At 63.8% G+C, this 20,722-nt stretch carries 17 protein-coding genes and 2 tRNA genes; 16 read left to right on the top strand and 3 right to left on the bottom strand.

Going from position 1 to position 20,722, the window contains the following annotated elements:
- Positions 1-46 precede the first annotated feature (46 nt).
- From pilW to OTERR_RS09555, 14 genes are all read left to right on the top strand, one after another.
- Positions 47-820, top strand: a complete 774-nt coding sequence (gene pilW / locus OTERR_RS09620; protein WP_246154104.1) for a type IV pilus biogenesis/stability protein PilW — start codon at positions 47-49, stop codon at positions 818-820.
- Entirely contained in the window at positions 817-1,872 is a 1,056-nt protein-coding gene (locus OTERR_RS09615; protein ID WP_149425621.1) for a helix-turn-helix domain-containing protein, read from the top strand. Before pilW ends, OTERR_RS09615 begins: the two co-directional genes overlap by 4 nt.
- Before the next feature lie 42 nt (positions 1,873-1,914).
- Positions 1,915-3,144 carry a flavodoxin-dependent (E)-4-hydroxy-3-methylbut-2-enyl-diphosphate synthase gene (ispG, locus tag OTERR_RS09610; protein WP_054621088.1) on the top strand — a complete coding sequence of 410 codons (1,230 nt, stop codon included), beginning with the start codon at positions 1,915-1,917 and terminating at the stop codon, positions 3,142-3,144.
- 12 nt (positions 3,145-3,156) lie between these two features.
- Positions 3,157-4,470 (top strand): histidine--tRNA ligase, encoded by a 1,314-nt coding sequence (hisS, locus tag OTERR_RS09605; protein WP_082396875.1) that lies wholly within the window; start codon positions 3,157-3,159, stop codon positions 4,468-4,470.
- A gap of 1 nt (position 4,471) precedes the next feature.
- Positions 4,472-5,143 carry a YfgM family protein gene (locus tag OTERR_RS09600; protein ID WP_149425620.1) on the top strand — a complete coding sequence of 224 codons (672 nt, stop codon included), beginning with the start codon at positions 4,472-4,474 and terminating at the stop codon, positions 5,141-5,143.
- Entirely contained in the window at positions 5,143-6,306 is a 1,164-nt protein-coding gene (bamB, locus tag OTERR_RS09595) for an outer membrane protein assembly factor BamB (protein WP_149425619.1), read from the top strand. Before OTERR_RS09600 ends, bamB begins: the two co-directional genes overlap by 1 nt.
- Positions 6,303-7,670 carry a ribosome biogenesis GTPase Der gene (gene der, locus OTERR_RS09590; protein WP_149425618.1) on the top strand — a complete coding sequence of 456 codons (1,368 nt, stop codon included), beginning with the start codon at positions 6,303-6,305 and terminating at the stop codon, positions 7,668-7,670. Before bamB ends, der begins: the two co-directional genes overlap by 4 nt.
- Positions 7,671-7,814: 144 nt before the next feature.
- Positions 7,815-8,054 carry an RNA chaperone Hfq gene (gene hfq, locus OTERR_RS09585; protein ID WP_054621093.1) on the top strand — a complete coding sequence of 80 codons (240 nt, stop codon included), beginning with the start codon at positions 7,815-7,817 and terminating at the stop codon, positions 8,052-8,054.
- A gap of 146 nt (positions 8,055-8,200) precedes the next feature.
- Complete coding sequence (hflX, locus tag OTERR_RS09580) at positions 8,201-9,469, top strand: GTPase HflX (protein ID WP_082396877.1); 1,269 nt, start codon at positions 8,201-8,203, stop codon at positions 9,467-9,469.
- Positions 9,456-10,712: an FtsH protease activity modulator HflK gene (gene hflK, locus OTERR_RS09575; protein ID WP_149425617.1), complete on the top strand. Its 1,257-nt coding sequence runs from the start codon at positions 9,456-9,458 to the stop codon at positions 10,710-10,712. The genes hflX and hflK overlap by 14 nt, the downstream gene beginning before the upstream one ends.
- Positions 10,713-10,724: 12 nt before the next feature.
- On the top strand, positions 10,725-11,603 hold the full coding sequence (gene hflC, locus OTERR_RS09570) for a protease modulator HflC (protein WP_149425616.1): 879 nt from the start codon (positions 10,725-10,727) through the stop codon (positions 11,601-11,603).
- On the top strand, positions 11,600-11,785 hold the full coding sequence (locus OTERR_RS09565; RefSeq protein ID WP_054621096.1) for a DUF2065 domain-containing protein: 186 nt from the start codon (positions 11,600-11,602) through the stop codon (positions 11,783-11,785). Before hflC ends, OTERR_RS09565 begins: the two co-directional genes overlap by 4 nt.
- Positions 11,785-12,939, top strand: coding sequence for an ATP phosphoribosyltransferase regulatory subunit (locus tag OTERR_RS09560; RefSeq protein WP_149425615.1), 1,155 nt, complete (start codon positions 11,785-11,787; stop codon positions 12,937-12,939). The genes OTERR_RS09565 and OTERR_RS09560 overlap by 1 nt, the downstream gene beginning before the upstream one ends.
- Before the next feature lie 5 nt (positions 12,940-12,944).
- Complete coding sequence (locus OTERR_RS09555; protein WP_149425614.1) at positions 12,945-14,255, top strand: adenylosuccinate synthase; 1,311 nt, start codon at positions 12,945-12,947, stop codon at positions 14,253-14,255.
- Between the two features lie 102 nt (positions 14,256-14,357).
- Here the strand turns inward: OTERR_RS09555 and OTERR_RS09550 are convergent, their stop codons facing one another.
- Complete coding sequence (locus OTERR_RS09550) at positions 14,358-15,140, bottom strand: AraC family transcriptional regulator (RefSeq protein WP_149425613.1); 783 nt, start codon at positions 15,138-15,140, stop codon at positions 14,358-14,360.
- 109 nt (positions 15,141-15,249) lie between these two features.
- On the opposite strand from OTERR_RS09550, the gene OTERR_RS09545 reads away from it, so the two are divergent.
- Complete coding sequence (locus OTERR_RS09545) at positions 15,250-16,464, top strand: MFS transporter (protein WP_223115917.1); 1,215 nt, start codon at positions 15,250-15,252, stop codon at positions 16,462-16,464.
- A 201-nt stretch (positions 16,465-16,665) separates the two neighbouring features.
- Here the strand turns inward: OTERR_RS09545 and OTERR_RS09540 are convergent.
- Both OTERR_RS09540 and OTERR_RS09535 read right to left on the bottom strand, forming a co-directional pair.
- Positions 16,666-16,750, bottom strand: a tRNA-Leu gene (locus OTERR_RS09540).
- Positions 16,751-17,232: 482 nt separating this feature from the next.
- Positions 17,233-17,317, bottom strand: a tRNA-Leu gene (locus OTERR_RS09535).
- A gap of 62 nt (positions 17,318-17,379) precedes the next feature.
- Here OTERR_RS09535 and rnr point away from each other — a divergent pair.
- Positions 17,380-20,634 (top strand): ribonuclease R, encoded by a 3,255-nt coding sequence (gene rnr, locus OTERR_RS09530; protein WP_342780099.1) that lies wholly within the window; start codon positions 17,380-17,382, stop codon positions 20,632-20,634.
- Positions 20,635-20,722 lie beyond the last annotated feature (88 nt).

The following is a 20,722-nucleotide window of genomic DNA, read 5'->3' as shown; positions in this document are numbered from 1 at the left end:
GTTCTTCCGTTTTCGCCCCATCCCGGTGGCGACTCTGAGCCTGGCTTTGGCCCTGACCACCGGGCTGACGGCGTGCAGTTCGACGCCGCGAGCTCCGGCAGCCCAGCCGATGGCGCAGGATGCCAGCAACCAACCTCCGGTCAAAGCCGATGGCCCCAAACGGGCCAAGCTGCACACGGAGCTGGCATCGCTCTATTACAGTGAAGGCAACATGGCGGTGGCCCTGGACGAACTGCGCCAGGCCCTGGACGCCGATTCGAATTACGCCTCCGCCTACAACATGAAGGGGCTGGTCCACCTTTACCTGGGCGAAACCGGGGATGCCGAAAGCAGCTTCCAGCGTGCCCTGTCCCTGGCCGGAAACGATCCCGAGATCAACAACAACTACGGCTACTTCCTCTGCCAGACCGGTCGGGTGCGCCAATCCCTGCAATACTTTCTGACGGCGATAAAAAACCCGCTCTATCCAACGCCGGAGCGTGCCTATCTCAACGCCGGCCAGTGCGCGGCCCGCATGGGGGATGACGCCCTGGCCCTACAGTATGTAGAACGTTCCCTACGCCTGAGCCCGAACAACCCTACGGCCATGTTCGAACTGGCCAACCTGCGTTTGAAACGCGGCGAGGCAACCCAGGCTCGTCAATTGCTCATGGATATGAATCGACTTCAAGACCCCGGTCCCCAAACGCTTTGGCTCGGGGTGCGCATTGAGCGTGCCCTAGGCGATCGCAGTGCCGAACTTAGCTATGCCACCCAGCTTCGCCGCCGCTTCCCCGACGCTCCGGAAACCCAGGAAATGCTGAAAGGAAACGGACGATGAGCGAGCAGACCTTCACCTCGGATGGCGCCCTGGCGGCCTCACCTGCACCGGCTGCCGCTTCGACCGAGCCACAGCACACGGTCGGCCAGTATTTACGGGCTGCTCGGGAAGAGCGGGGCCTGTCGATTGCCGAAGTGGCCAGTCTGCTCAAGCTGAGCCAGCGGCAGGTGGAGGCGATTGAAGCGGACGATTGGCAACGCCTGCCCGGCCAGACCTTCGCCCGAGGGTTTCTGCGCAACTATGCCCGCCTGCTCCACCTTGATGGCGACATGCTGCTGGCCCATCTCGAAGCCAACCTGGCGCCCGAGCCGGTAAATATCGAACTGGCGCGAACCGCCTCCGGTGAATTGCCGCGCCCAGGTTACGCCAAGCGCCGCGACCTGGTCGCCGTGTTCGGCGCGGCCGGTATGGTGGCCGTTGCCCTGGGGATCTATTTCCTGTTGCCCGAGAATTTCTGGGAAACCACCGTCGAGCCACTCTTTGCCAGCCAGCCGGCTGAGCCGGTTGCTGACGAGAAGGCTGCCGAGAGCGAGGCCGCAACGGATGCCGCTGAGCAGGTTGCTGCGGCCGCGGCCGCCGAAGCCGCTGCGCCTGAGGGCAGCGGCCAGTCTGCACCGGCAGCGCAACCGGCGGAACAAGCAGCGGCGCCGGTTGCGGCAGCTGCAGTTGCTGCCGCAGTGCCTGTACCGGCGCCTGCGGCCGAGAAACCTGCCCCCGCTGTGGCTTCTGCCACCACTCCCACCCCTGTTGTGGCACCTGCGACGGTGGCTGCCGCACCGGCTCCCGCTGCACAAGGAACCATCACGCCGCCGGGCCAGGGCAAGCTGCGCTTTGAGTTCTCCAAGTCCTCCTGGGTCGAGATCAAGGACAAAACTGGCCAGACCCTGCTTTCCCAGCTCCAGCCGGCCGGCAGCCAGAAGGAAGTGGCGGGTACGCCGCCGTTTGTCTTGGTGGTGGGCAACGCCAGTAACGTTAAGGTGTTCTACAACGGCAAGCCGGTGGCTCTGGCGCCTAACGAGGTCAGCGATGTGGCCCGGATTACCCTTCAGTAAGGTTGTCGCAACGTGAGTGTCGTGAGTTCCGTGAGTCCCGTCATGCGCAAGAAAACCCGCCAGGTCACCATCGGCCGGGTTGTCCTGGGGGGCGATGCCCCGGTAGTGGTGCAGTCCATGACCAACACCGATACCGCCGACTACCTGGCAACCGCCCTGCAGATCGCCGAGTTGGCCCGGGCTGGTTCGGAGATGGTGCGTATCACCGTTAATACCCCGGAAGCCGCTGCCGCCGTGCCCAAGATCGTCGAGCACCTGGAGCGCCTGGGGCTGGACGTGCCGATCATCGGTGACTTCCACTACAACGGCCACCGCCTGCTCGCCGATTACCCGGAGTGCGCCCGACTGCTGGCCAAGTACCGCATCAACCCGGGCAACGTTGGCCACGGCAAGAAGCGCGACGAACAATTTGCCCAGATGGTCGGTTTCGCCGTCCAGTACGGCAAGCCGATCCGCATCGGCGTGAACTGGGGCAGTCTGGACCAGGATCTGCTCGCCCGCGTGATGGATGAGAACGCCAGCCGGCCCCAGCCCAAGGATGCCATTGAGGTGATGCGCGAGGCCCTGGTGACCTCGGCACTGGAGTCCGCTGCCAAGGCTGAGGAACTCGGTCTGCCCGGCGATCGCATCGTGCTCTCCTGCAAGGTATCCAGCGTCCAGGACCTGATTGCTGTCTACAAGGATCTATCGAGCAAGTGCGACTACCCGCTGCACCTGGGCCTTACCGAGGCCGGCATGGGCAGCAAGGGCATTGTCGCCTCTACGGCCGCCCTGGCCATCCTGCTCCAGGGCGGCATTGGCGATACCATCCGTGTTTCGCTTACTCCGGAACCCGGCGGTAGCCGCGCTCAGGAAGTGATCGTCGCCCAGGAAATTCTCCAGTCCATGGGGCTGCGCGCCTTTACCCCGATGGTTGCCGCCTGCCCGGGCTGCGGTCGCACCACCAGCACCTTCTTCCAGGAACTGGCCGCTGAGGTGCAGGGCTACGTCCGCGCCCAGATGCCCGCTTGGCGGGCCGAGTACGACGGGGTCGAGAACATGACCCTGGCGGTGATGGGCTGCGTGGTCAACGGCCCGGGCGAATCCAAGCACGCCAACATCGGCATCTCCCTGCCCGGCACCGGCGAGGCGCCGGCCGCCCCGGTATTCGAGGATGGCGCCAAGACCGTGACCCTGCGCGGCGACAACATCGTCGGCGAGTTCAAGGCCATCATCGACCGCTACGTGGCTCGCACCTACCAGCGCAAGATCAACCCCGCTACACACGTCTAACAAAAGCAACGCATGAGCAAACCCGCACAAAAAGCGCTCCAGGCCGTCAAGGGGATGAACGACATCCTGCCGGACGCCGCTGAATTCTGGGAAGTCTTCGAAGAAACCGTTCGCTCCTGGCTGAAGGGCTACGGCTACCGGCCGATCCGCATGCCCATCGTCGAGCCGACCCCGCTGTTCAAGCGGGCCATCGGCGAGGTCACGGACATCGTCGAGAAGGAAATGTATTCCTTCGAGGACAGCCTCAACGGCGACTTGCTGACCCTTCGCCCCGAGGGCACCGCCGGCTGCGTGCGTGCCGTGATCGAACACGGCATCGCCAACCAGATTCCCCAGCGGCTCTATTACTTTGGCCCCATGTTCCGCCACGAGCGGCCCCAGAAGGGGCGTTATCGCCAGTTCCATCAGGTGGGGGTGGAGACCATCGGCTTCGCCGGCCCGGACGTGGATGCGGAACTGATCCTGATGGGCGCCCGCCTGTGGGACGACCTGGGGCTGGACGGCATCCGCCTGCAATTGAACAGCCTGGGCCAGCCGGACGAGCGGGCCCAGCACCGGGCCGCCCTGATTGCCTACTTCGAGGCCAATGCCGAGTTGCTCGACGAAGATGCCCAGCGCCGGCTGCACACCAACCCCCTGCGTATCTTGGATACCAAGAATCCGGCGATGCAGGAGCTGTGTGCCAATGCACCGAAGCTGATCGACTTCCTCGGTGCCGAATCCCTGGCCCACTTTGAAGGCGTGCAGCAGGTGCTGCGCGACGCTGGCATTCCCTTCGAAATCAATCCCCGTCTGGTGCGCGGGCTCGACTACTACAATCTGACCGTGTTCGAATGGGTTACCGATCGTCTCGGCGCCCAGGGCACGGTCTGCGCTGGCGGCCGCTACGACGGTCTGGTCGCCCAACTGGGCGGCAAGCCGACCCCGGCCTGCGGCTTCGCCATGGGCGTGGAGCGGCTGATCGCCTTGATCGAGGACGCCGGTGGCGTCCCGGCTCCGGAAGGGGTGGAGGTGTACGTGGTGCACCAGGGGGAGGAGGCCACCCGTCTGGCCTTCCGCGTCGCCGAGCAGTTGCGCGACGTGGGCATCCGCACCCAGCTGCATTGCGGTGGGGGCAGTTTCAAGGCTCAGATGAAGCGGGCCGATGCCAGTCGTGCCGCCTTCGCCGTGATTATCGGCGACGACGAGGCTGCGGCCGGAGAAGTCAGTTTGAAACCATTGCGCAGCGATGGTTTGGACCCTGCCGAGCGGGCAGAACAACAACGGGTGAAAGCCGAGGATCTGGCCGACACCATCATGAACACCCTTATGGATTGGGAAGAGTGACATGGCAGTCTACGACCTCGAAGAACAAGAGCAGATCGCCAGCGCCAAGGCGTTCTGGAAGCAGTACGGCAACCTGATCACCGGCGCCATCGTGGTGGCCGCTATCGGCGTGGGGGGCTACTACGGCTGGCAGGGTTACCAGAACAAGAAAACCGGCGAAGCCTCGGCCATCTACGGTGTTCTGACCCAGGCGGCCGAAGCCAAGGACAGCGCCCGGGTCAAGGTGGCGGCCGGGGAATTGGTCGAAAAGTACAGCGGCACCAGCTATGCCCCGATGGGGGCGCTGATGGCCGGCAAGGTGCTGTTCGATGCGGGTGACCTCAAGTCTGCCCGCGCCCAGCTGACCTGGGCCACCGAGCATGGCAGCAACGAGTTGCGCGATGTGGCTCGCCTGCACCTGGCGGCGGTCCTGCTCGACGACAAGGCGTACGACGAAGCGCTGAAGGTGCTCCAGACTGCGCCGGAAGAGGGCTTTGCCGCCCGCTTTGCCGAATTGAAGGGTGACGTGCTGTTTGCTCAAGGCAAGGCCGCTGATGCCCGCACGTCCTATCAGGAAGCCCTGAGCAAGCTGAATGCCGACAAGGCGGGCGAAGGCAGCGCCGTGGCTGCCCAATCCGCCGGTCCCTACAAAGAATTGCTGCAGCAAAAGCTCGACGCTCTCGGGGGTGCCTGATGCGCCGTCATTACCGATTTCCCGTTCGTACCCTGACGCTGGCCGTTGCATTGGCCGGCCTGGCGGGGTGCTCCACGCTGGATGCGATCAATCCGTTTTCCAGCAAGGACAAGGTCAAGATGGCCGATCTGCCGGCCCTCAAGCCCAGTGTTGATGTCAAGACCCTGTGGTCCGACTCGGTCGGCAAGGCCGAGGGCTACTCGTTCGTTCCCGCCGTAGCCGGGGAGCGCGTATTCGCCGCCGGCCGCAACGGCGTGGTCGCCGCCTTCGAAGGCGGCAAGCGCGTGTGGAAAAGCGATGTGGATCAAAAGCTCTCCGCCGGGGTGGGAAGCGACGGCAAGCTGGTCGTCGTGGCTACCGCCAAGGGCGATGTGATCGCCCTGTCCGCCGTCGATGGCAAGGTGCTCTGGCGGGCCAAGGCCGGCAGCGAAGTGCTGGCCCCTCCCGCCGTGAGCAGCGACCTGATCGTGGTGAAGGGTAGCGATTATCGCTTGTTCGCCTTCGATCCGGCCGACGGGCGTAAGAAGTGGACCTATCAGCGGCAAACGCCGCCCCTGGCGCTGCGCTCGACGTCGCCGGTGCTGATTGCCGACCGCTACGTGTTCTCCGGCTTTCCCGGCGGAAAACTGGTAGCCGTCGCCAGCAACAACGGCGCAGCCCTGTGGGAAGGAGCCGTCGCCCTGCCCAAGGGCACCACCGAACTGGACCGGATTGCCGATGTGGTGGCGCCGCCGGTACTGGAGGGCAATCAGATCTGCGCCGTGGCCTTCCAGGGGCGGATCGCCTGCTTCGACCTGCAGAACGGCAATTCCCTGTGGGCTCGGGATTTCTCCTCCACTGTGGGCCTGGCCATGGACAATCGCCAGGTTTACGCGGTGGACGAAAAGGGCGGCATCCATGCCCTCGATCGCTACAGCGGATCTTCTGTCTGGAAACAGGACAAGCTGTCCCTGCGCGGCGTCTCGGCACCGGTGATCCGTCGTGGTGTCGTGGTGGCGGCGGATGTCCAGGGCTATGTGCACGTTCTTAATCGCGACAACGGCAGCTTTATCGGCCGCACCGCCACCGATGGCAGTCCCGTGACTGCTCCCCTGGTGGCCCAGGGCGCAGGCTTCGTTGTGCAAACCCAGAAGGGCGGGGTCTTCGCCCTGGATGTTCAATGAAACCGACTGTCGTACTCGTGGGGCGCCCCAACGTGGGCAAATCCACCCTGTTCAATCGCCTGACCAAGACCCGGGATGCCCTGGTGGCAGATTTACCCGGGCTGACCCGTGACCGTCACTACGGTCACGGCAAGAGCGGCAGCAAGCCTTTCCTGGTGGTGGATACGGGGGGCTTCGAGCCCCTGGCCAAGGATGGCATCCTGCACGAAATGGCCCGCCAGACCGAGCAGGCCATTGCCGAGGCGGACGTGGTCATCTTCGTTGTCGATGGCCGCCAGGGTATTACCGCCCACGACAAGGACATCGCCAACAAGCTGCGCCGCCTCGACCGGCCGGTGTTCGTGGCCGTCAACAAGACGGAGGGCATGGACAAGGGGGTGACCACCGCCGATTTCCATGAACTCGGCTTGGGTGAGCCCTGGTCGATTTCGGCATCTCATGGTGAAGGCGTGCGTGGGCTGGTCGAAATGGCCTTGGAGCCTTATCCCGAGCCCGCCGAGGACGAAGAAAAGGAGCGTCACCCCCGGGTGGCGATCGTCGGCCGCCCCAACGTCGGTAAATCCACCCTGATCAACGCCCTCATCGGTGAGGAGCGGGTTATCGCCTTTGACATGCCCGGGACGACCCGGGACTCGATTTTTGTCGACTTCGAGCGCAACGGCCGCAAGTACACCCTGATCGATACTGCCGGTCTGCGCCGCAAGGGCAAGGTATTCGAGGCCATCGAGAAATTCTCGGTGGTGAAAACCCTGCAGTCCATCGAGGATGCCAATGTGGTGGTGCTGGTCCTAGATGCCCAGGCCGATATTTCCGACCAGGATGCGCATATCGCCGGCTTCATCGTCGAATCCGGGCGGGCCCTAGTGGTGGCGATCAATAAATGGGATGGCTTGTCCTCCTACGAGCGCGACCAGATCAAGAACCGCCTGCTGAGCAAGCTGAAGTTTCTCGACTTTGCCCGTTTTCACACCATTTCGGCGTTGAAGGGGCAGGGGCTTGGCGATCTGCTTCATTCCATCGACTCCGCCTACGGGGCGGCAATGATCAAGATGTCCACGCCCCAGCTCACCCGGGTATTGATCGATGCCGTGGCCAAACAGGCACCGCCGCGGCACGGCCTGTTCCGGCCGAAGCCCCGCTATGCGCACCAGGGGGGCTCCAATCCGCCCATCGTGGTGGTGCACGGTAATGCCCTGGATCATATTTCCGACAGTTACCGGCGCTACCTGGAACGGACTTATCGTGACGCGTTCAAATTGCAAGGAACGCCATTGCGTATCCAGTTCAACGTGACGCGCAATCCGTATGCTGATGAAGTACCGAAGCGGCGTCTCGAAGGCAAACGCAGCACTTTCAAGAAGTAGGGAGCCTGGCGTTTGGGGGGCTCTTGGTTGGCCGGAAGCGGCGGCGACGTCGTCTTTCGTTACAGGATTTCCGTTGGCGGTTACGGTAAATCCCTTTAAGCTTCACTCATATTTCTAAAACAACTAACCCATGGAGCTAAGACCATGAGCAATAAAGGGCAACTTTTACAAGACCCGTTCCTCAACACCCTGCGCCGGGAGCACGTCCCGGTTTCGATCTACTTGGTCAATGGCATCAAGCTGCAGGGCCAGATCGAATCCTTCGATCAGTATGTGGTGCTGCTCAAGAACACGGTCACCCAGATGGTCTACAAGCACGCCATCTCCACCGTCGTTCCCGCTCGTCCGGTCAATCTTCAGCACGACCAGGCTCAGGATTCCTGATCCAGCCGTTACGGCTCGACGTTTGCAACGGCCGGCTCTGCCGGCCGTGTCGTCTGGCCCGGTGCCGGCGCGTGGGGTTCTTGTGGCATTTTTCTTGAAAAATCGGGTCGAATACCCGTCACTCCTTCGCGCCAACCGAGATACACATGTTTGAACGTCCTTCCGCCGGCGAACGCGCCGTCGTCATCCAGCTCGACTTCGGGCGCCGCGACCTCAAGGAAGACCTGGAGGAGGTGCGCCTCCTGATCGAATCCGCCGGTGGCGAGGTAGTGGCCGAGGTCACCGGTCGCCGCCAGGCACCCGATCCGGCCCTGTTTGCGGGCAAGGGTAAGGTCGAGGAGATTGGTGCGGTGATGCGCGCCGCCCAAGCCGACTTAGTGGTATTCAACCACGAGCTTTCCCCGGGCCAGCAACGCAACCTGGAGCGGGAGCTCAAGTGCCGGGTGGTGGATCGCACCAGCCTGATTCTCGATATTTTCGCGCTGCGCGCCCAGAGTGCGGAGGGCAAGCTGCAGGTCGAATTGGCCCAGCTCGAACACCTGTCTACTCGGCTTGTGCGAGGCTGGACCCACTTGGAGCGGCAGCGCGGTGGTATCGGCCTGCGGGGCCCGGGCGAAACCCAGCTGGAAACCGACCGGCGTCTGCTCGGTATCCGGGTCAAGGCGCTCAAGGAGCGCCTGGCCAAGCTGTCCCGCCAGCGGGGGGTGCAGCGCAAGGCCCGGATGCGCGGCGATCAGCTCAATGTTTCCTTGGTCGGCTATACCAACGCCGGCAAGTCGACCCTGTTCAATGCCCTGACCAAGGCAGGCGTTTATGCCGCCGACCAACTCTTCGCTACCCTGGATACCACGTCGCGCAAGGTATGGCTGGCGGAAGTAGGGCAAGTGGTGGTCTCCGATACAGTCGGGTTCATCCGCGATCTGCCCCATTCCCTGGTGGCAGCTTTCCAGGCGACCCTGGAGGCGACCGCCCAGGCCGACCTGCTGCTGCACGTGGTGGATAGCGCCTCGGCGGCCCGCGACGAGCAGATCGACGAGGTTAACAAAGTCCTGAATGAAATCGGCGCAGCCGATGTTCCCCAGGTGCTGGTGCTCAACAAGGCGGATCTGACCGGCTTGCCCGCGGCAGTCGAGCGGGATGAATATGGTAGAATCCGCCGCGTTCGTATCAGCGCCAGAACTGGCGCGGGGCTTGATCTGCTGCGCGAAGCCCTGGCCGAAATTGCCCTGGATAAAACCCGTGACGCCGCCGCTCGATTTGCGGCCGCAAGCGCAGCCCAGGCAGAAACCGTCGCGAGCCTTCCGCTTTCCCCGAATGAAGGGGGAGAGGCGGAATCGGCTCCTTCCTCTGACCGCTCTACCAACCTGAACGAACCCTATGATTTCAACCATCGGACTGCTCATGTCCCTCAATGACCCCCAGTGGGGTCGTGGGGGTAACGATGGCGGCCGTCGCCCCCAGGGTGGCCCGCCGGACCTGGAAGAAGTGTGGCGGGATTTCAACCGCAAGCTCTCCGGTATCTTCGGAAAGAAGGGCGGCGGTGGTAACGACGGTGGTCGGGGCAACGGCGGCATGCCGGAGTTGAGTCCCAAACTGTTCGGCGGTGGCGTCGGCGTTATCGCCGGATTGGTTCTGCTCGCCTGGCTGGCGAGCGGCTTCTACATCGTCGATGCGTCCCAACGCGGGGTCGTGCTGCAGTTCGGCCGCTTCAAGGAAGCCACCGAACCCGGCTTGCGCTGGCGTCTGCCTTATCCAATCGAGTCCCACGAGGTGATCAACCTCACCGGGGTGCGCACCATCGAGATCGGCTATCGTGGCACCGAAAAGAACAAGGTGCTCAAGGAAGCGCTGATGCTCACCGATGATGAAAACATCATCAACATTCAGTTTGCCGTGCAGTACATCCTCAAAGATCCGGTCGAGTACCTGTTCAACAACCGGGGCCCGGACGAGGCCGTGATGCAGGCTGCCGAGACCTCCATGCGTGAGATCGTCGGCAAGAGCCAGATGGACTTCGTGCTCTACGAAGGCCGTGAGCAGGTTGCCGCCCAAGCACAGAAGCTGATGCAGGACATCCTGGACCGCTACAAGACCGGCGTTTTGATCTCCAAGGTGACCCTGCAGAATGCCCAGCCGCCCGAGCAGGTCCAGGCCGCCTTCGATGATGCCGTCAAGGCTGGGCAGGACCGGGAACGTCAGAAGAATGAAGGCCAAGCCTATGCGAACGACGTGATTCCCAAGGCTAAGGGTACCGCCGCTCGCCTCATGGAAGAAGCCACCGGCTACAAGCAGCGGGTGATTGCCCAATCCGAAGGTGATGCATCGCGCTTCAAGCAGGTGGTGACCGAGTACGCCAAGGCTCCGGAAGTGACCCGGCAGCGCCTCTACCTGGATACCATGCAGCAGATTTTCGCTAATACCAGCAAGGTGATGATCGATACCAAGGGGCAGGGCAACCTGCTCTACCTGCCGCTCGATAAGCTGTTGCAGGCCAGCGGGACGGTGGCTGCGACCCAGGGGGCGACCCCGGGCGCCGAACCGGTTACCCGTAGTGCGCCGGCGGCTGCCATCCCCAACGATGTTCCTCCACAGGTGGACAAGCAACTGGATTTCCGCAACCGTGATTCCCTCCGGTCCCGGGATCGGGAAGGGCGCTAAGGGGGCGACACTATGAAACGAAATCTCAGCTTTCTCGGCGGCGTTGCCGCCCTGGCCCTCGCCGTTCTTGCCATGTGCCTGTTCACGGTGGACCAGCGTCAATACGCCGTGGTTTTCCAATTGGGTGAGGTGAAACAGATCATCACCGAGCCGGGCATCAAGTTCAAATGGCCGTTCATCCAGAACGTGCGCTACTTCGACCGGCGTATTCTGACCTTGGACTCCAACGAGCCCGAGCGCTTCATCACCTCGGAAAAGAAGAACGTGCTGGTGGACTCCTTCGTCAAGTGGCGGATTGTCGATCCCAAGCTTTACTACATCTCCGTCGGCGGTGACGAGTCCCGGGCCCGCACCCGCTTGTCGCAGACGGTGAACGCCGGTTTGCGCGAGGAGTTCGGCAAGCGCACGGTGCACGACGTGGTGTCGGGTGGTCGTGACAAGATCATGGAAGACATGCGGGCCAAGGCCGACCAGGATGCACGCAAGATCGGCGTGCAGATCGTCGATGTGCGCCTGAAACGCGTCGAACTGCCGGCGGAAGTATCCGAATCGGTGTACCGCCGCATGGAGGCCGAGCGCAAGCGGGTCGCCAACGAGTTGCGCTCCCAGGGTTCCGCCGAGGCCGAGAAGATCCGTGCCGATGCCGACAAGCAGCGCGAGGTGATCGTGGCCGAAGCCTATCGTGATGCCCAGGTGATCAAGGGCGAGGGCGATGCCAAGGCGTCCGCGATCTACGCCCAAGCGTTCGGCCAGAACCCCGAGTTCTACGCTTTCTACCGCAGTCTCGACGCCTATCGCAACAGCTTCAAGAGCAAGGGCGACGTGCTGGTGGTGGACCCCACCTCCGATTTCTTCAAGTACATGAAGAGCGTGGGTAAAAACGCTAAATGAGCGAGAACCTGCTGCTCGCCTTTGCCCTGATGTTGGTGCTTGAAGGCGTGCTTCCCTTTCTGGCCCCCAAGGCCTGGAAAGAAACCTTTTCCCGTCTCATCCAGCTTAACGACGGTCAGATCCGCTTCATCGGTCTGACCGCCATGCTGGTGGGGCTGGTGCTGTTGATGATTTTTCGTTGATGAACTGGCTTCTCCCTGAATACATCGCCGACGCGTTGCCGGCGGAAGCGGCGCGTATCGAGCGTCTGCGGCGTACTCTGCTTGACGTCTTCCGCGTCCACGGCTACGAATTCGTCATCCCCCCCCTGCTTGAATACCTGGAATCGCTCCTGACCGGTTCCGGGCAGGATCTCAAGCTGCGCACCTTCAAGCTGGTGGACCAGCTCTCAGGTCGCACCCTCGGGGTTCGGGCAGACATGACTCCCCAGGTCGCGCGCATTGATGCTCACCTGCTCAACCGCAACGGGGTGGTGCGACTCTGTTATTGCGACAGCGTACTGCATACCCTGCCGGCCTCGCTGCATGGCACCCGCGAACCGATCCAGCTTGGTGCCGAACTGTACGGTTATGCCGGCCTGGAGGCCGACCGGGAAATTATCCGTCTGCTTGCCACGGTGCTCGAGACGGCCGGTGTTCCCGCAACCCGCATCGACCTCAGCCACTTCGGCATCTTCACCGCCCTGGTAGAGGCTGCCGGCCTGACGGACGAGCAGGCCGAGGAAGTCTTCTCCCTATTGCAGGGCAAGGACGTTCCGGGGCTTGCCGCAGTGGCCAAGGGTTTGCCTCATGATCTCGGTGCGGCCCTGCTGGCCCTGCCGAATCTCTACGGTGGACGCGAGGTGCTGGCGCAAGCAGCCAAAGTGCTGCCTGGGTTGCCTGCCATCAAGGCGGCCTTGGCCGATCTGCAGACTCTGGCGGACGGCTTGCCCGGTTTGCCGCTGTCGTTCGATCTGGCTGATTTGCGCGGTTACCACTATCACAATGGTGTGGTATTCGCCGTCTATACGGCGGGGGTGCCCAGTGCCGTGGCTCTTGGCGGCCGCTACGATGGTGCCGGCCAGGCTTTCGGCCGGGCCCGCCCCGCCACCGGTTTCTCCCTGGATCTGCGCGAACTGGCCCGTTATGTTCCGGTGCAGGCCCAAGCGGGCGCCATCCTCGCCCCCTATAGCGGCGACGATGCCTCACTGGCGGCGGCCCTGGCGTCGCTCCGCCAGGCTGGGGAAACCGTGATCGAACTCCTGCCCGGCGAAACGGCGGTGGAAGGCGTGGCCTTCGACCGGCGCATTGACCGGGTTAATGATTCCTGGATTATCGAACCTATCTCGAAGGATTGAAGTACATGGCTAAGAACGTCGTCGTCGTCGGTACCCAATGGGGCGACGAAGGGAAGGGCAAGATTGTCGACTGGCTGACCGAGAACGCCAGCGGCGTGGTCCGTTTTCAGGGCGGCCACAACGCAGGCCACACCCTGGTGGTGGGCGACAAGGAATACAAGCTCAACCTGGTGCCCTCGGGCATCGTCCGTGAAGGCGTCGCCTGCTACATCGGCAACGGCGTCGTCCTCGACATCGAGCACCTGCTCAAGGAAATCGACACCCTGGAAGCGGGCGGCATCGACGTGCGCTCCCGCCTCAAGGTGAGCGTCGGCTGTCCCCTGATCCTGCCGTTCCACCGCGCCGTCGACCTGGCTCGGGAAGCGGCCAAGTGCGCCGACAAGAAGATCGGCACCACCGGCAAGGGCATCGGCCCGGCCTACGAGGACAAGGTGGCGCGCCGCGCCCTGAAGGTGCTCGACCTGTTCAACCCGGGCCAGTTCGCCGACAAGCTCAAGGAGTTGATGGACTTCCACAACTTCATGCTGACCCGCTATTACAACGCCGAGGCGGTGGACTATCAGAAGGTCCTGGACGACACCCTGGCCCTGGCGCCCCGTGTCCTGCCCATGGCGGCCGACGTGTCGGTGCTGATCCACGCCGCCCACAAGGCTGGTCAGAATCTGCTGTTCGAAGGCGCCCAGGGCACCCTGCTCGACGTGGACCACGGCACCTACCCGTTCGTCACCTCCAGCAACTGCGTGGCCGGCCAGGCCGCGGCCGGTGCCGGCGTCGGCCCGGGCATGCTGCACTATGTGCTGGGCATCACCAAGGCCTACACCACCCGCGTCGGCGGCGGCCCCTTCCCCAGCGAACTGCCGCTGGAGCCGGAAGGCGGCGTCGGTCACCACTTGTCCACCGTGGGCCGTGAGTTTGGCACAGTCACCGGCCGCACCCGTCGTTGCGGCTGGTTCGACGCCGCCGCGCTGAAGCGCTCCATCCAGATCAACGGCGTGTCCGGCCTGTGCATCACCAAGCTGGACGTGCTCGACGGCATCGAAACCATCAAGCTGTGCACCGGCTACAAGCTGGACGGCAAGGTGGTGGACATCCTGCCCGTGGGCGCCGAGGAAACCGCCCGCTGCGAGCCGATCTACGAAGAGATGCCCGGCTGGTCCGAGAGCACCGTCGGCGCCAAGACCCTGGAGGCCCTGCCGGCCGCCGCCCGCGCCTACCTGGACCGCATCGCCGCGCTGACCGAGACCCCGATTGACATCATCTCCACCGGTCCCGACCGGGAAGAAACGATCCTGCGCCGCCACCCGTTCAACGGTTGAGCGGACCAGGGGGATCGCTCCCCGGGACAGCAAAAGGGCCGACAGATGTCGGCCCTTTTGCTTTGTTTCAACGGGATCGGTTGGTGGAGAGCGGGCCGCCCCTCAGCCCCCCGCCGCGTCGGCGAAATAGGCGCTGGGCGGTACGCCGAACTGGCGCTTGAACATGGTGGCGAAGGCGCTCGGGCTGCTATAGCCCAGGTTCAGGGCCACGTCCACGATCTTGCTGCCGGTGGCCAACTGTTCCAGCCCTTCGAGTAGCCGGGCCTGCTGGCGCCATTCGCCAAAGGTCATGCCGGTATCGCGGCGGAACAATCGTTGCAGGGTTTTTTCCGTCACCCCCAGCCGCCTGGCCCAGTCGCCGAGCGGCGTGGTGTCGTCGGGGGCCGCCAGCAACCCGTCGCACAGCCGGGCCAGGCGTCCGTCCCGGGGCGTGGGCAAGTGCAGGGGCAGCACGTCCATCTGGGTGATCTCGTCGAGCAGCAGGCGCATCAGCCGACCGTCCCGGGATTCGGCGGAGTAGGGCAGGGGCACCGCCACCGCGGCGACGATCAGCTCGCGCAGCAGGGGCGAGACGCCGATCACCGAGCAGTCCCGGGGCAGGCCGGGGGCCGCGTCGGGACGGATGAACACGGTGCGCATGCGCACCCCGCCGACCATGCGGTTCCAGTGCTCGGTGCCACCGGGCATCCAGATTGCCCGGGTGGGGGGGACGATCCAGCGGCCCTCCGGGCTGTTGACCACCATCACCCCCTCCACCGCGTAGATCAGCTGGGCGTTGAGGTGGGAATGGCGGCAGGTGGCCTCGCCGGAGCGGTAGTCCGCCGCCAGTCCGGTGACGGGCAGGTCGCTACGGTCCAGGCCGTCGTCGAAATGGTGGCTGGCCATGTCTGTTTCGCGAAAGGTGTTGTCTTATTATCGCAGGACGGGCGATTTTTTCGCCGTTAGGATGCCGCTTCGATCACAACAAGCCGGCCCGATCCGGCACCCCAACCCCATGGAAAACACCCTCGCCACAACCGCTACCGCCGCCGGGGATGCCCAGCGCACCGGCTTCCGGGTGCTCGGGGCGATCAGCTTCGCCCACTTCCTCAACGACATGATCCAGTCGTTGATTCTGGCTATCTATCCGCTGCTCAAGGGCAACTTCGGCCTGAGCTTCGCCCAGATCGGCCTGATCACCCTGGCCTACCAGCTCTCCGCCTCCCTGCTGCAACCCCTGGTGGGGCTGTACACCGACCGCCACCCCAAGCCCCATTCCCTCTCGGTGGGCATGGGTTGCACCCTGGCGGGCCTGCTGCTGCTGGCGGTGGCCCCCGACTTCATAACCGTGCTGGGGGCCGCCATGCTGGTGGGCACCGGCTCGTCGATCTTCCATCCGGAATCGTCCCGGGTGGCGCGCATGGCCTCCGGCGGGCGCCACGGCCTGGCCCAGTCCATCTTCCAGGTGGGTGGCAACGGCGGCAGTGCCGTGGGGCCCCTGCTGGCGGCGTGGATCATCATCCCCAACGGCCAGGCCAGCGTCGCCTGGTTCGCCCTGGCGGCCCTGCTGGCGATCGCCGTGCTGTGGCAGATCGGCCGCTGGTACCGGGTCCAGCAGGCCCTGCAACGGGCCCGGGGCGGCCACGCCAAGGCCCAGGCCTCGCCCCTGCCGCGGCGCACCGTGGCCCTGGCCATGGGGGTGCTGCTGCTGCTGATCTTCTCCAAGTACTTCTACCTGACCAGCTTGCAGAGCTACTACACCTTCTACCTGATCAGCCGCTTCGGCCTGTCGATCCAGTCGGCCCAGGTGCACCTGTTCCTGTTCCTCTTCGCCGTGGCCGCCGGCACCATCCTGGGCGGCCCCATCGGCGACCGGATCGGGCGCAAGCGGGTGATCTGGGCGTCGATCCTGGGGGCCGCGCCCTTCACCCTGGCGCTGCCCTACGCCAACCTGTTCTGGACCGGCGTGCTGACGGTGATCATTGGCTTCATCATGGCCTCGGCCTTCTCCGCCATCCTGGTGTTCGCCCAGGAGCTGATCCCGGGCAAGGTGGGCACCGTGTCGGGCCTGTTCTTCGGCTTTGCCTTCGGCATGGGCGGCATCGGCGCCGCGGTGCTGGGCCGGCTGGCCGATGCCTGGGGCATCGAGTACGTGTACTGGCTGTGCTCGTTCCTGCCCCTGCTGGGTATTTGTGCCGCCCTGCTGCCAAATCCGGCCAGGCCGCGCTAGGGGGGTATTAAGGCAAAAGCAACCTTGTCCTGCTCTTTTTCGACCGTTTCGCACCGAGAGCCGTAATGCTCCCTATTTTTTCCGGAGCCTAAGACCTGCGTAGTCGTAATTTTGGAGGGGGGCTGATTGCGGAATAGAGAGCAAGCCTGCCGGAAACAGAAAAGAAAAAAGCCGGCTCGAAAGCCGGCTTTTTTCTGCGATTGGTGCCCAGAAGAGGACTCGAACCTCCACGCCTCGCAGCGCTAGTACCTGAAACTAGTGCGTCTACCAATTCCGCCATCTGGGCGATATTCGAACATCGGATAGGCGCGCATTATAAGGAATCTCGCCGCGCAACGCAAACGCTGATGCAGGTGATGGTGCGGCCATGATGTTTTTTTACTTGTCGTTTTCTTGCTCTTTTCCCATTGTTTCGCGTGAAAGGACGCCGTGGTGCCTGTTTTCAACAACGCTATTCGTAGCGAAGTCCGGTCGCCAGCGCGGGTGGGCGGATATCTGGGCGAGGGAAAGGAGGGTAGGGAAGACGGAAAAGGGCGGGAGGCGGGCCCAGGGCTGGTATCATCGGCGCTGCGGCGATGCCAGCGCAATGTCAGCGTCTTGCCGCGTACCGATATCCGGCGTTCGTCATTCCGGTCAATGCCTCGTGGGGCCTGGCTTGGCGGGCGCTACCACAACCCCAACGGACGCAAGGGATCAAATAATGGCGCTGAGAACAGGCCGCGCAGAAAAGAAAAAAGCCAGCTCGAAAGCTGGCTTTTCCCTGCGATTTGGTGCCCAGAAGAGGACTCGAACCTCCACGCCTCGCGGCGCTAGTACCTGAAACTAGTGCGTCTACCAATTCCGCCATCTGGGCGATGTGCGAACATCGAAGAAGGCCGGATTATAAGGACCCATAAGAAAGTGTCAACACCAAAATTGTCGAAAGTTCGCCGCAGCGATCCGTTTTTTGAGCGCGAGGTACAAAAGTACCCGTCGCCGCTGCCCTCCCGGGAATACATCACCCTGACCCTGGAAGAACAAGGCAGACCCGTCAGCGTCGAGCATCTGTGCGCCTTGCTCGATATCGCTCCCTTCGAGCGCGATCTGTTCGAGCGACGCCTGCGTGCCATGGAGCGGGAAGGGGAAGTCCTGCGCAACCGCAAGGGCGCCCTGATCCTGCCGGAAAAAGTGGATCTGATTCCCGGTCGGGTGATGGGCCATGCCGACGGTTTCGGCTTTCTGATTCCGGACGACCAGTCCGACGACCTGTACCTCGAACCCAAGCAGATGGACCGGGTACTGCACGGCGACCGTGCACTGGCGCGGGTGGCTGGAGTGGACCGGCGCGGGCGGCGCGAAGGGGTCATCGTCGAGGTGCTGGAGCGGGCCAATACCCTGCTAGTGGGGCGCGTCTTCGAGGAGCACGGCGTGCGCTTCGTCGTGCCGGAGAACCGGCGCATCAACCAGAAAATCCTGCTGGCTCCCGCCGAAAAGGGTGAAACCGGCAAAAAGGGCAAGAAGCGTGGTGGCGTGGCCGTGGTCCAGCCCGGTCAGGTGGTGGTGGTCGAGATCATCGAGCAGCCGACCCGCTACACCCAGCCCATCGGCCGGGTGAAGGAGGTGCTGGGCAACTACGCCGACCCAGGCATGGAGATCGAGATCGCCCTGCGCAAGCACGATCTGCCCTTCGATTTCTCGCCGGAAGCCGAGGCCGAGACCAAGGCCATTCCGGACACGGTGCGCAAGGTCGATACCGCCGGCCGCGAGGACCTGACCCACCTGCCCCTGGTGACCATCGACGGTGAAACCGCCCGGGACTTCGACGACGCGGTTTATGCCGAAAAGGTCGGCCGGGGGTACCGCCTGGTGGTGGCCATCGCCGACGTCTCCCACTACGTCAAGCCGGGTATGGCCCTGGACCACGACGCCTTCTCCCGGGGCAACTCGGTCTATTTCCCGCGCCGGGTGATCCCGATGCTGCCGGAAAAGCTTTCCAACGGCTTGTGCTCCCTCAACCCGGACGTGATCCGCCTGTCCATGGTCTGCGACATGCAGATCACCAGTGCCGGCCGTATCAAGAGCTACCGTTTCTACCCGGCGGTGTTCCGTTCCCGGGCCCGCCTCACCTACACCCAGGTGTGGAACTGGATCTCCGGCGCCGCGCAGCCCGAAGCCGATGCACACGTGGCGGTCTTTCCTCACCTGCAAACCCTCTACAAGCTGTTCCAGGTGCTCTCCAAGGCCCGGGATCAGCGGGCGGCCATCGATTTCGAGACCACCGAGACCCAGATGATCTTCAACGATCAAGGCAAGATCGACACGATCGTGCCGGTGGTCCGCAACGATGCTCACAAACTGATCGAGGAATGCATGCTGGCGGCCAACGTCTGTGCCGCCAATTTCCTCGAAGAGCACAAGCAGACCTGCCTGTACCGGGTGCACCAGGGCCCGACGCCGGAAAAGCTCGAAGCCCTGCGCGACTTCCTCAAGGAATTCGGTCTGTCCATCGGCGGCGGCGATGCCCCGGGGGCCCGGGACTATGCCGAACTGCTCGACAAGGTGAAGGACCGGCCCGACGCACCGCTGCTGCAGACGGTGATGCTGCGCTCCCTGCGCCAGGCCATCTACAGCCCGGACAACCTGGGCCACTTCGGCCTGGCCTACGAGGCCTACACCCATTTCACCTCGCCGATCCGTCGCTACCCGGACCTGCTGGTGCACCGGGCGATCAAGGCGGTGCTGTCCGGTCAGCGCTACAAGCCCGAGGGCTACCAGGACCTGATTCTGATTCCGGAAAAGCCCCTCAAGCGTAACGGCGCCCAGTCGCGCCCGGCCGAGGTCAAGACCGCCAAGGCCCTGCCGGCGGAGGCCCCCAAGGACAAGGATCACGCCAACTGGGAATCCATCGGCCTGCACTGCTCGGCCACCGAGCGGCGTGCCGACGAGGCTACCCGGGATGTGGAGAACTGGCTGAAGTGCTTCTACATGAAGGAGCGCATCGGCGAGGTGTTCGACGGCACCATTTCCACCGTGGTGCCCTTCGGCATCTTCGTCGCCCTGGACGAGGTGTACGTCGAAGGCCTGGTGCATGTTTCCGAGCTCGGGGAGGACTACTTCCACCACGACCCGGTCAAGCATGCCATGGTCGGTGAGCGGACCAAGGTCAGTTATCGCCTCGGCGGCCGGGTCAAGGTCAAGCTGGTGCGTGCCGACATGGAGAGCGGCAAGATCGATTTCGCCCTGGTCAAGGACGGTGCGGCTGCAGGCAAGGGGGCGCGGGCTGTCGAGGCCGCGACACCGGACAAAATGGGCAAGAAACCCCATCATACTGCCAGGCACGAGCCCCAGCCGGCTTCCGGCTTCGCCAAGCGCGAGGATGGGCGCACCTCCCGCCGTGACAAGGCTGCCGGCAAGAAGGGGGCTTCCTCGTCGCACCGGGGGGCGGAACACTACGCTGCCAAGAGTGCCCCGGGCAGCCATCGCCACCAGGAGCGCACGAGCAAGAAAACCTTCCCGGCCAAGGCCGCTCCGATGCGCGACGAGGATCGTCCGACGACTTACTTCGGACCGCCTGAAGGCGTGGCCAACGCCGCCGTTCCTAGCGTTCCCGCCGCCACGTCGAGGCGGCGCAAGGCACCCGTAGCGGCTTTGCTGGGCGGTGTTCCCTTGCCGCTGGTCGAGGTCGCCCAGGCTCCCGTGGAAGCGCTGCCGAAGAAGAAGCAAAGCGCGACCGGCAAGCCCGTGAAAACGGTGAAATCGGCTAAAGCGACCAAAGCAACGAAAGCCAGCCAAGCGACCCAGGCCGCCGGTACCGGTGCAGGCAAAAAAACGGCAGCAACGGTGAAAAAAGCGCCGGCAAAGGCCGCGGCGGTCAAGCGTAAGCCGACCAAGAGCGCCCCTGCCGCGGACAAAGCGGCGGCTCCGGCCACGGTGGAACAAGCGGTGGCGCCCAAGACCAGTGCGAAGAAAAAACCAGCTGCCAAACCGGCGGCGACCACGAAGGCTCCCAAGCGCGCCAAGGCCGCGGCCCCCGTGGTTGAAGGCGCAAGCAAGACGGTGGCAACACCCACGACGGCCACCAAGGCTACCGGCAAAACGGCGAACAAGAGCGCAACGGGCAAGACTGCCGCCGGTGCCGCCACCGCCAAACCCGTCAAGACCGGGGCAAGCAAAGCCAGCAAAGGGGGCTGATCGGTAACTGCTATGGCGCCGTCCTGACGGGAGCGTGATCTTTCCCGCCGGGACGGCGCCGAACGGCTACAATCGCCGCCCTGTTTTT

The sequence above is a fragment of the Oryzomicrobium terrae genome, assembly GCF_008274805.1.
Lineage (GTDB): Bacteria > Pseudomonadota > Gammaproteobacteria > Burkholderiales > Rhodocyclaceae > Oryzomicrobium > Oryzomicrobium terrae.
This window is presented reverse-complemented; position numbering and strand designations above follow the sequence as displayed.

What these genes read in the sequence shown, in the direction of transcription:
- hisS (WP_082396875.1), top strand. Translation starts at nt 3,157, where the DNA reads ATGAGCAAACCCGCACAAAAAGCGCTCCAGGCCGTCAAGGGGATGAAC.
- der (WP_149425618.1), top strand. Translation starts at nt 6,303, where the DNA reads ATGAAACCGACTGTCGTACTCGTGGGGCGCCCCAACGTGGGCAAATCC.
- hfq (WP_054621093.1), top strand. Translation starts at nt 7,815, where the DNA reads ATGAGCAATAAAGGGCAACTTTTACAAGACCCGTTCCTCAACACCCTG.
- OTERR_RS09545 (WP_223115917.1), top strand. Translation starts at nt 15,250, where the DNA reads ATGGAAAACACCCTCGCCACAACCGCTACCGCCGCCGGGGATGCCCAG.
- ispG (WP_054621088.1), top strand. Translation starts at nt 1,915, where the DNA reads ATGCGCAAGAAAACCCGCCAGGTCACCATCGGCCGGGTTGTCCTGGGG.
- OTERR_RS09555 (WP_149425614.1), top strand. Translation starts at nt 12,945, where the DNA reads ATGGCTAAGAACGTCGTCGTCGTCGGTACCCAATGGGGCGACGAAGGG.
- OTERR_RS09600 (WP_149425620.1), top strand. Translation starts at nt 4,472, where the DNA reads ATGGCAGTCTACGACCTCGAAGAACAAGAGCAGATCGCCAGCGCCAAG.
- OTERR_RS09560 (WP_149425615.1), top strand. Translation starts at nt 11,785, where the DNA reads ATGAACTGGCTTCTCCCTGAATACATCGCCGACGCGTTGCCGGCGGAA.
- OTERR_RS09615 (WP_149425621.1), top strand. Translation starts at nt 817, where the DNA reads ATGAGCGAGCAGACCTTCACCTCGGATGGCGCCCTGGCGGCCTCACCT.
- bamB (WP_149425619.1), top strand. Translation starts at nt 5,143, where the DNA reads ATGCGCCGTCATTACCGATTTCCCGTTCGTACCCTGACGCTGGCCGTT.
- hflC (WP_149425616.1), top strand. Translation starts at nt 10,725, where the DNA reads ATGAAACGAAATCTCAGCTTTCTCGGCGGCGTTGCCGCCCTGGCCCTC.
- hflK (WP_149425617.1), top strand. Translation starts at nt 9,456, where the DNA reads ATGTCCCTCAATGACCCCCAGTGGGGTCGTGGGGGTAACGATGGCGGC.
- OTERR_RS09550 (WP_149425613.1), bottom strand. Translation starts at nt 15,140, where the DNA reads ATGGCCAGCCACCATTTCGACGACGGCCTGGACCGTAGCGACCTGCCC.
- OTERR_RS09565 (WP_054621096.1), top strand. Translation starts at nt 11,600, where the DNA reads ATGAGCGAGAACCTGCTGCTCGCCTTTGCCCTGATGTTGGTGCTTGAA.
- hflX (WP_082396877.1), top strand. Translation starts at nt 8,201, where the DNA reads ATGTTTGAACGTCCTTCCGCCGGCGAACGCGCCGTCGTCATCCAGCTC.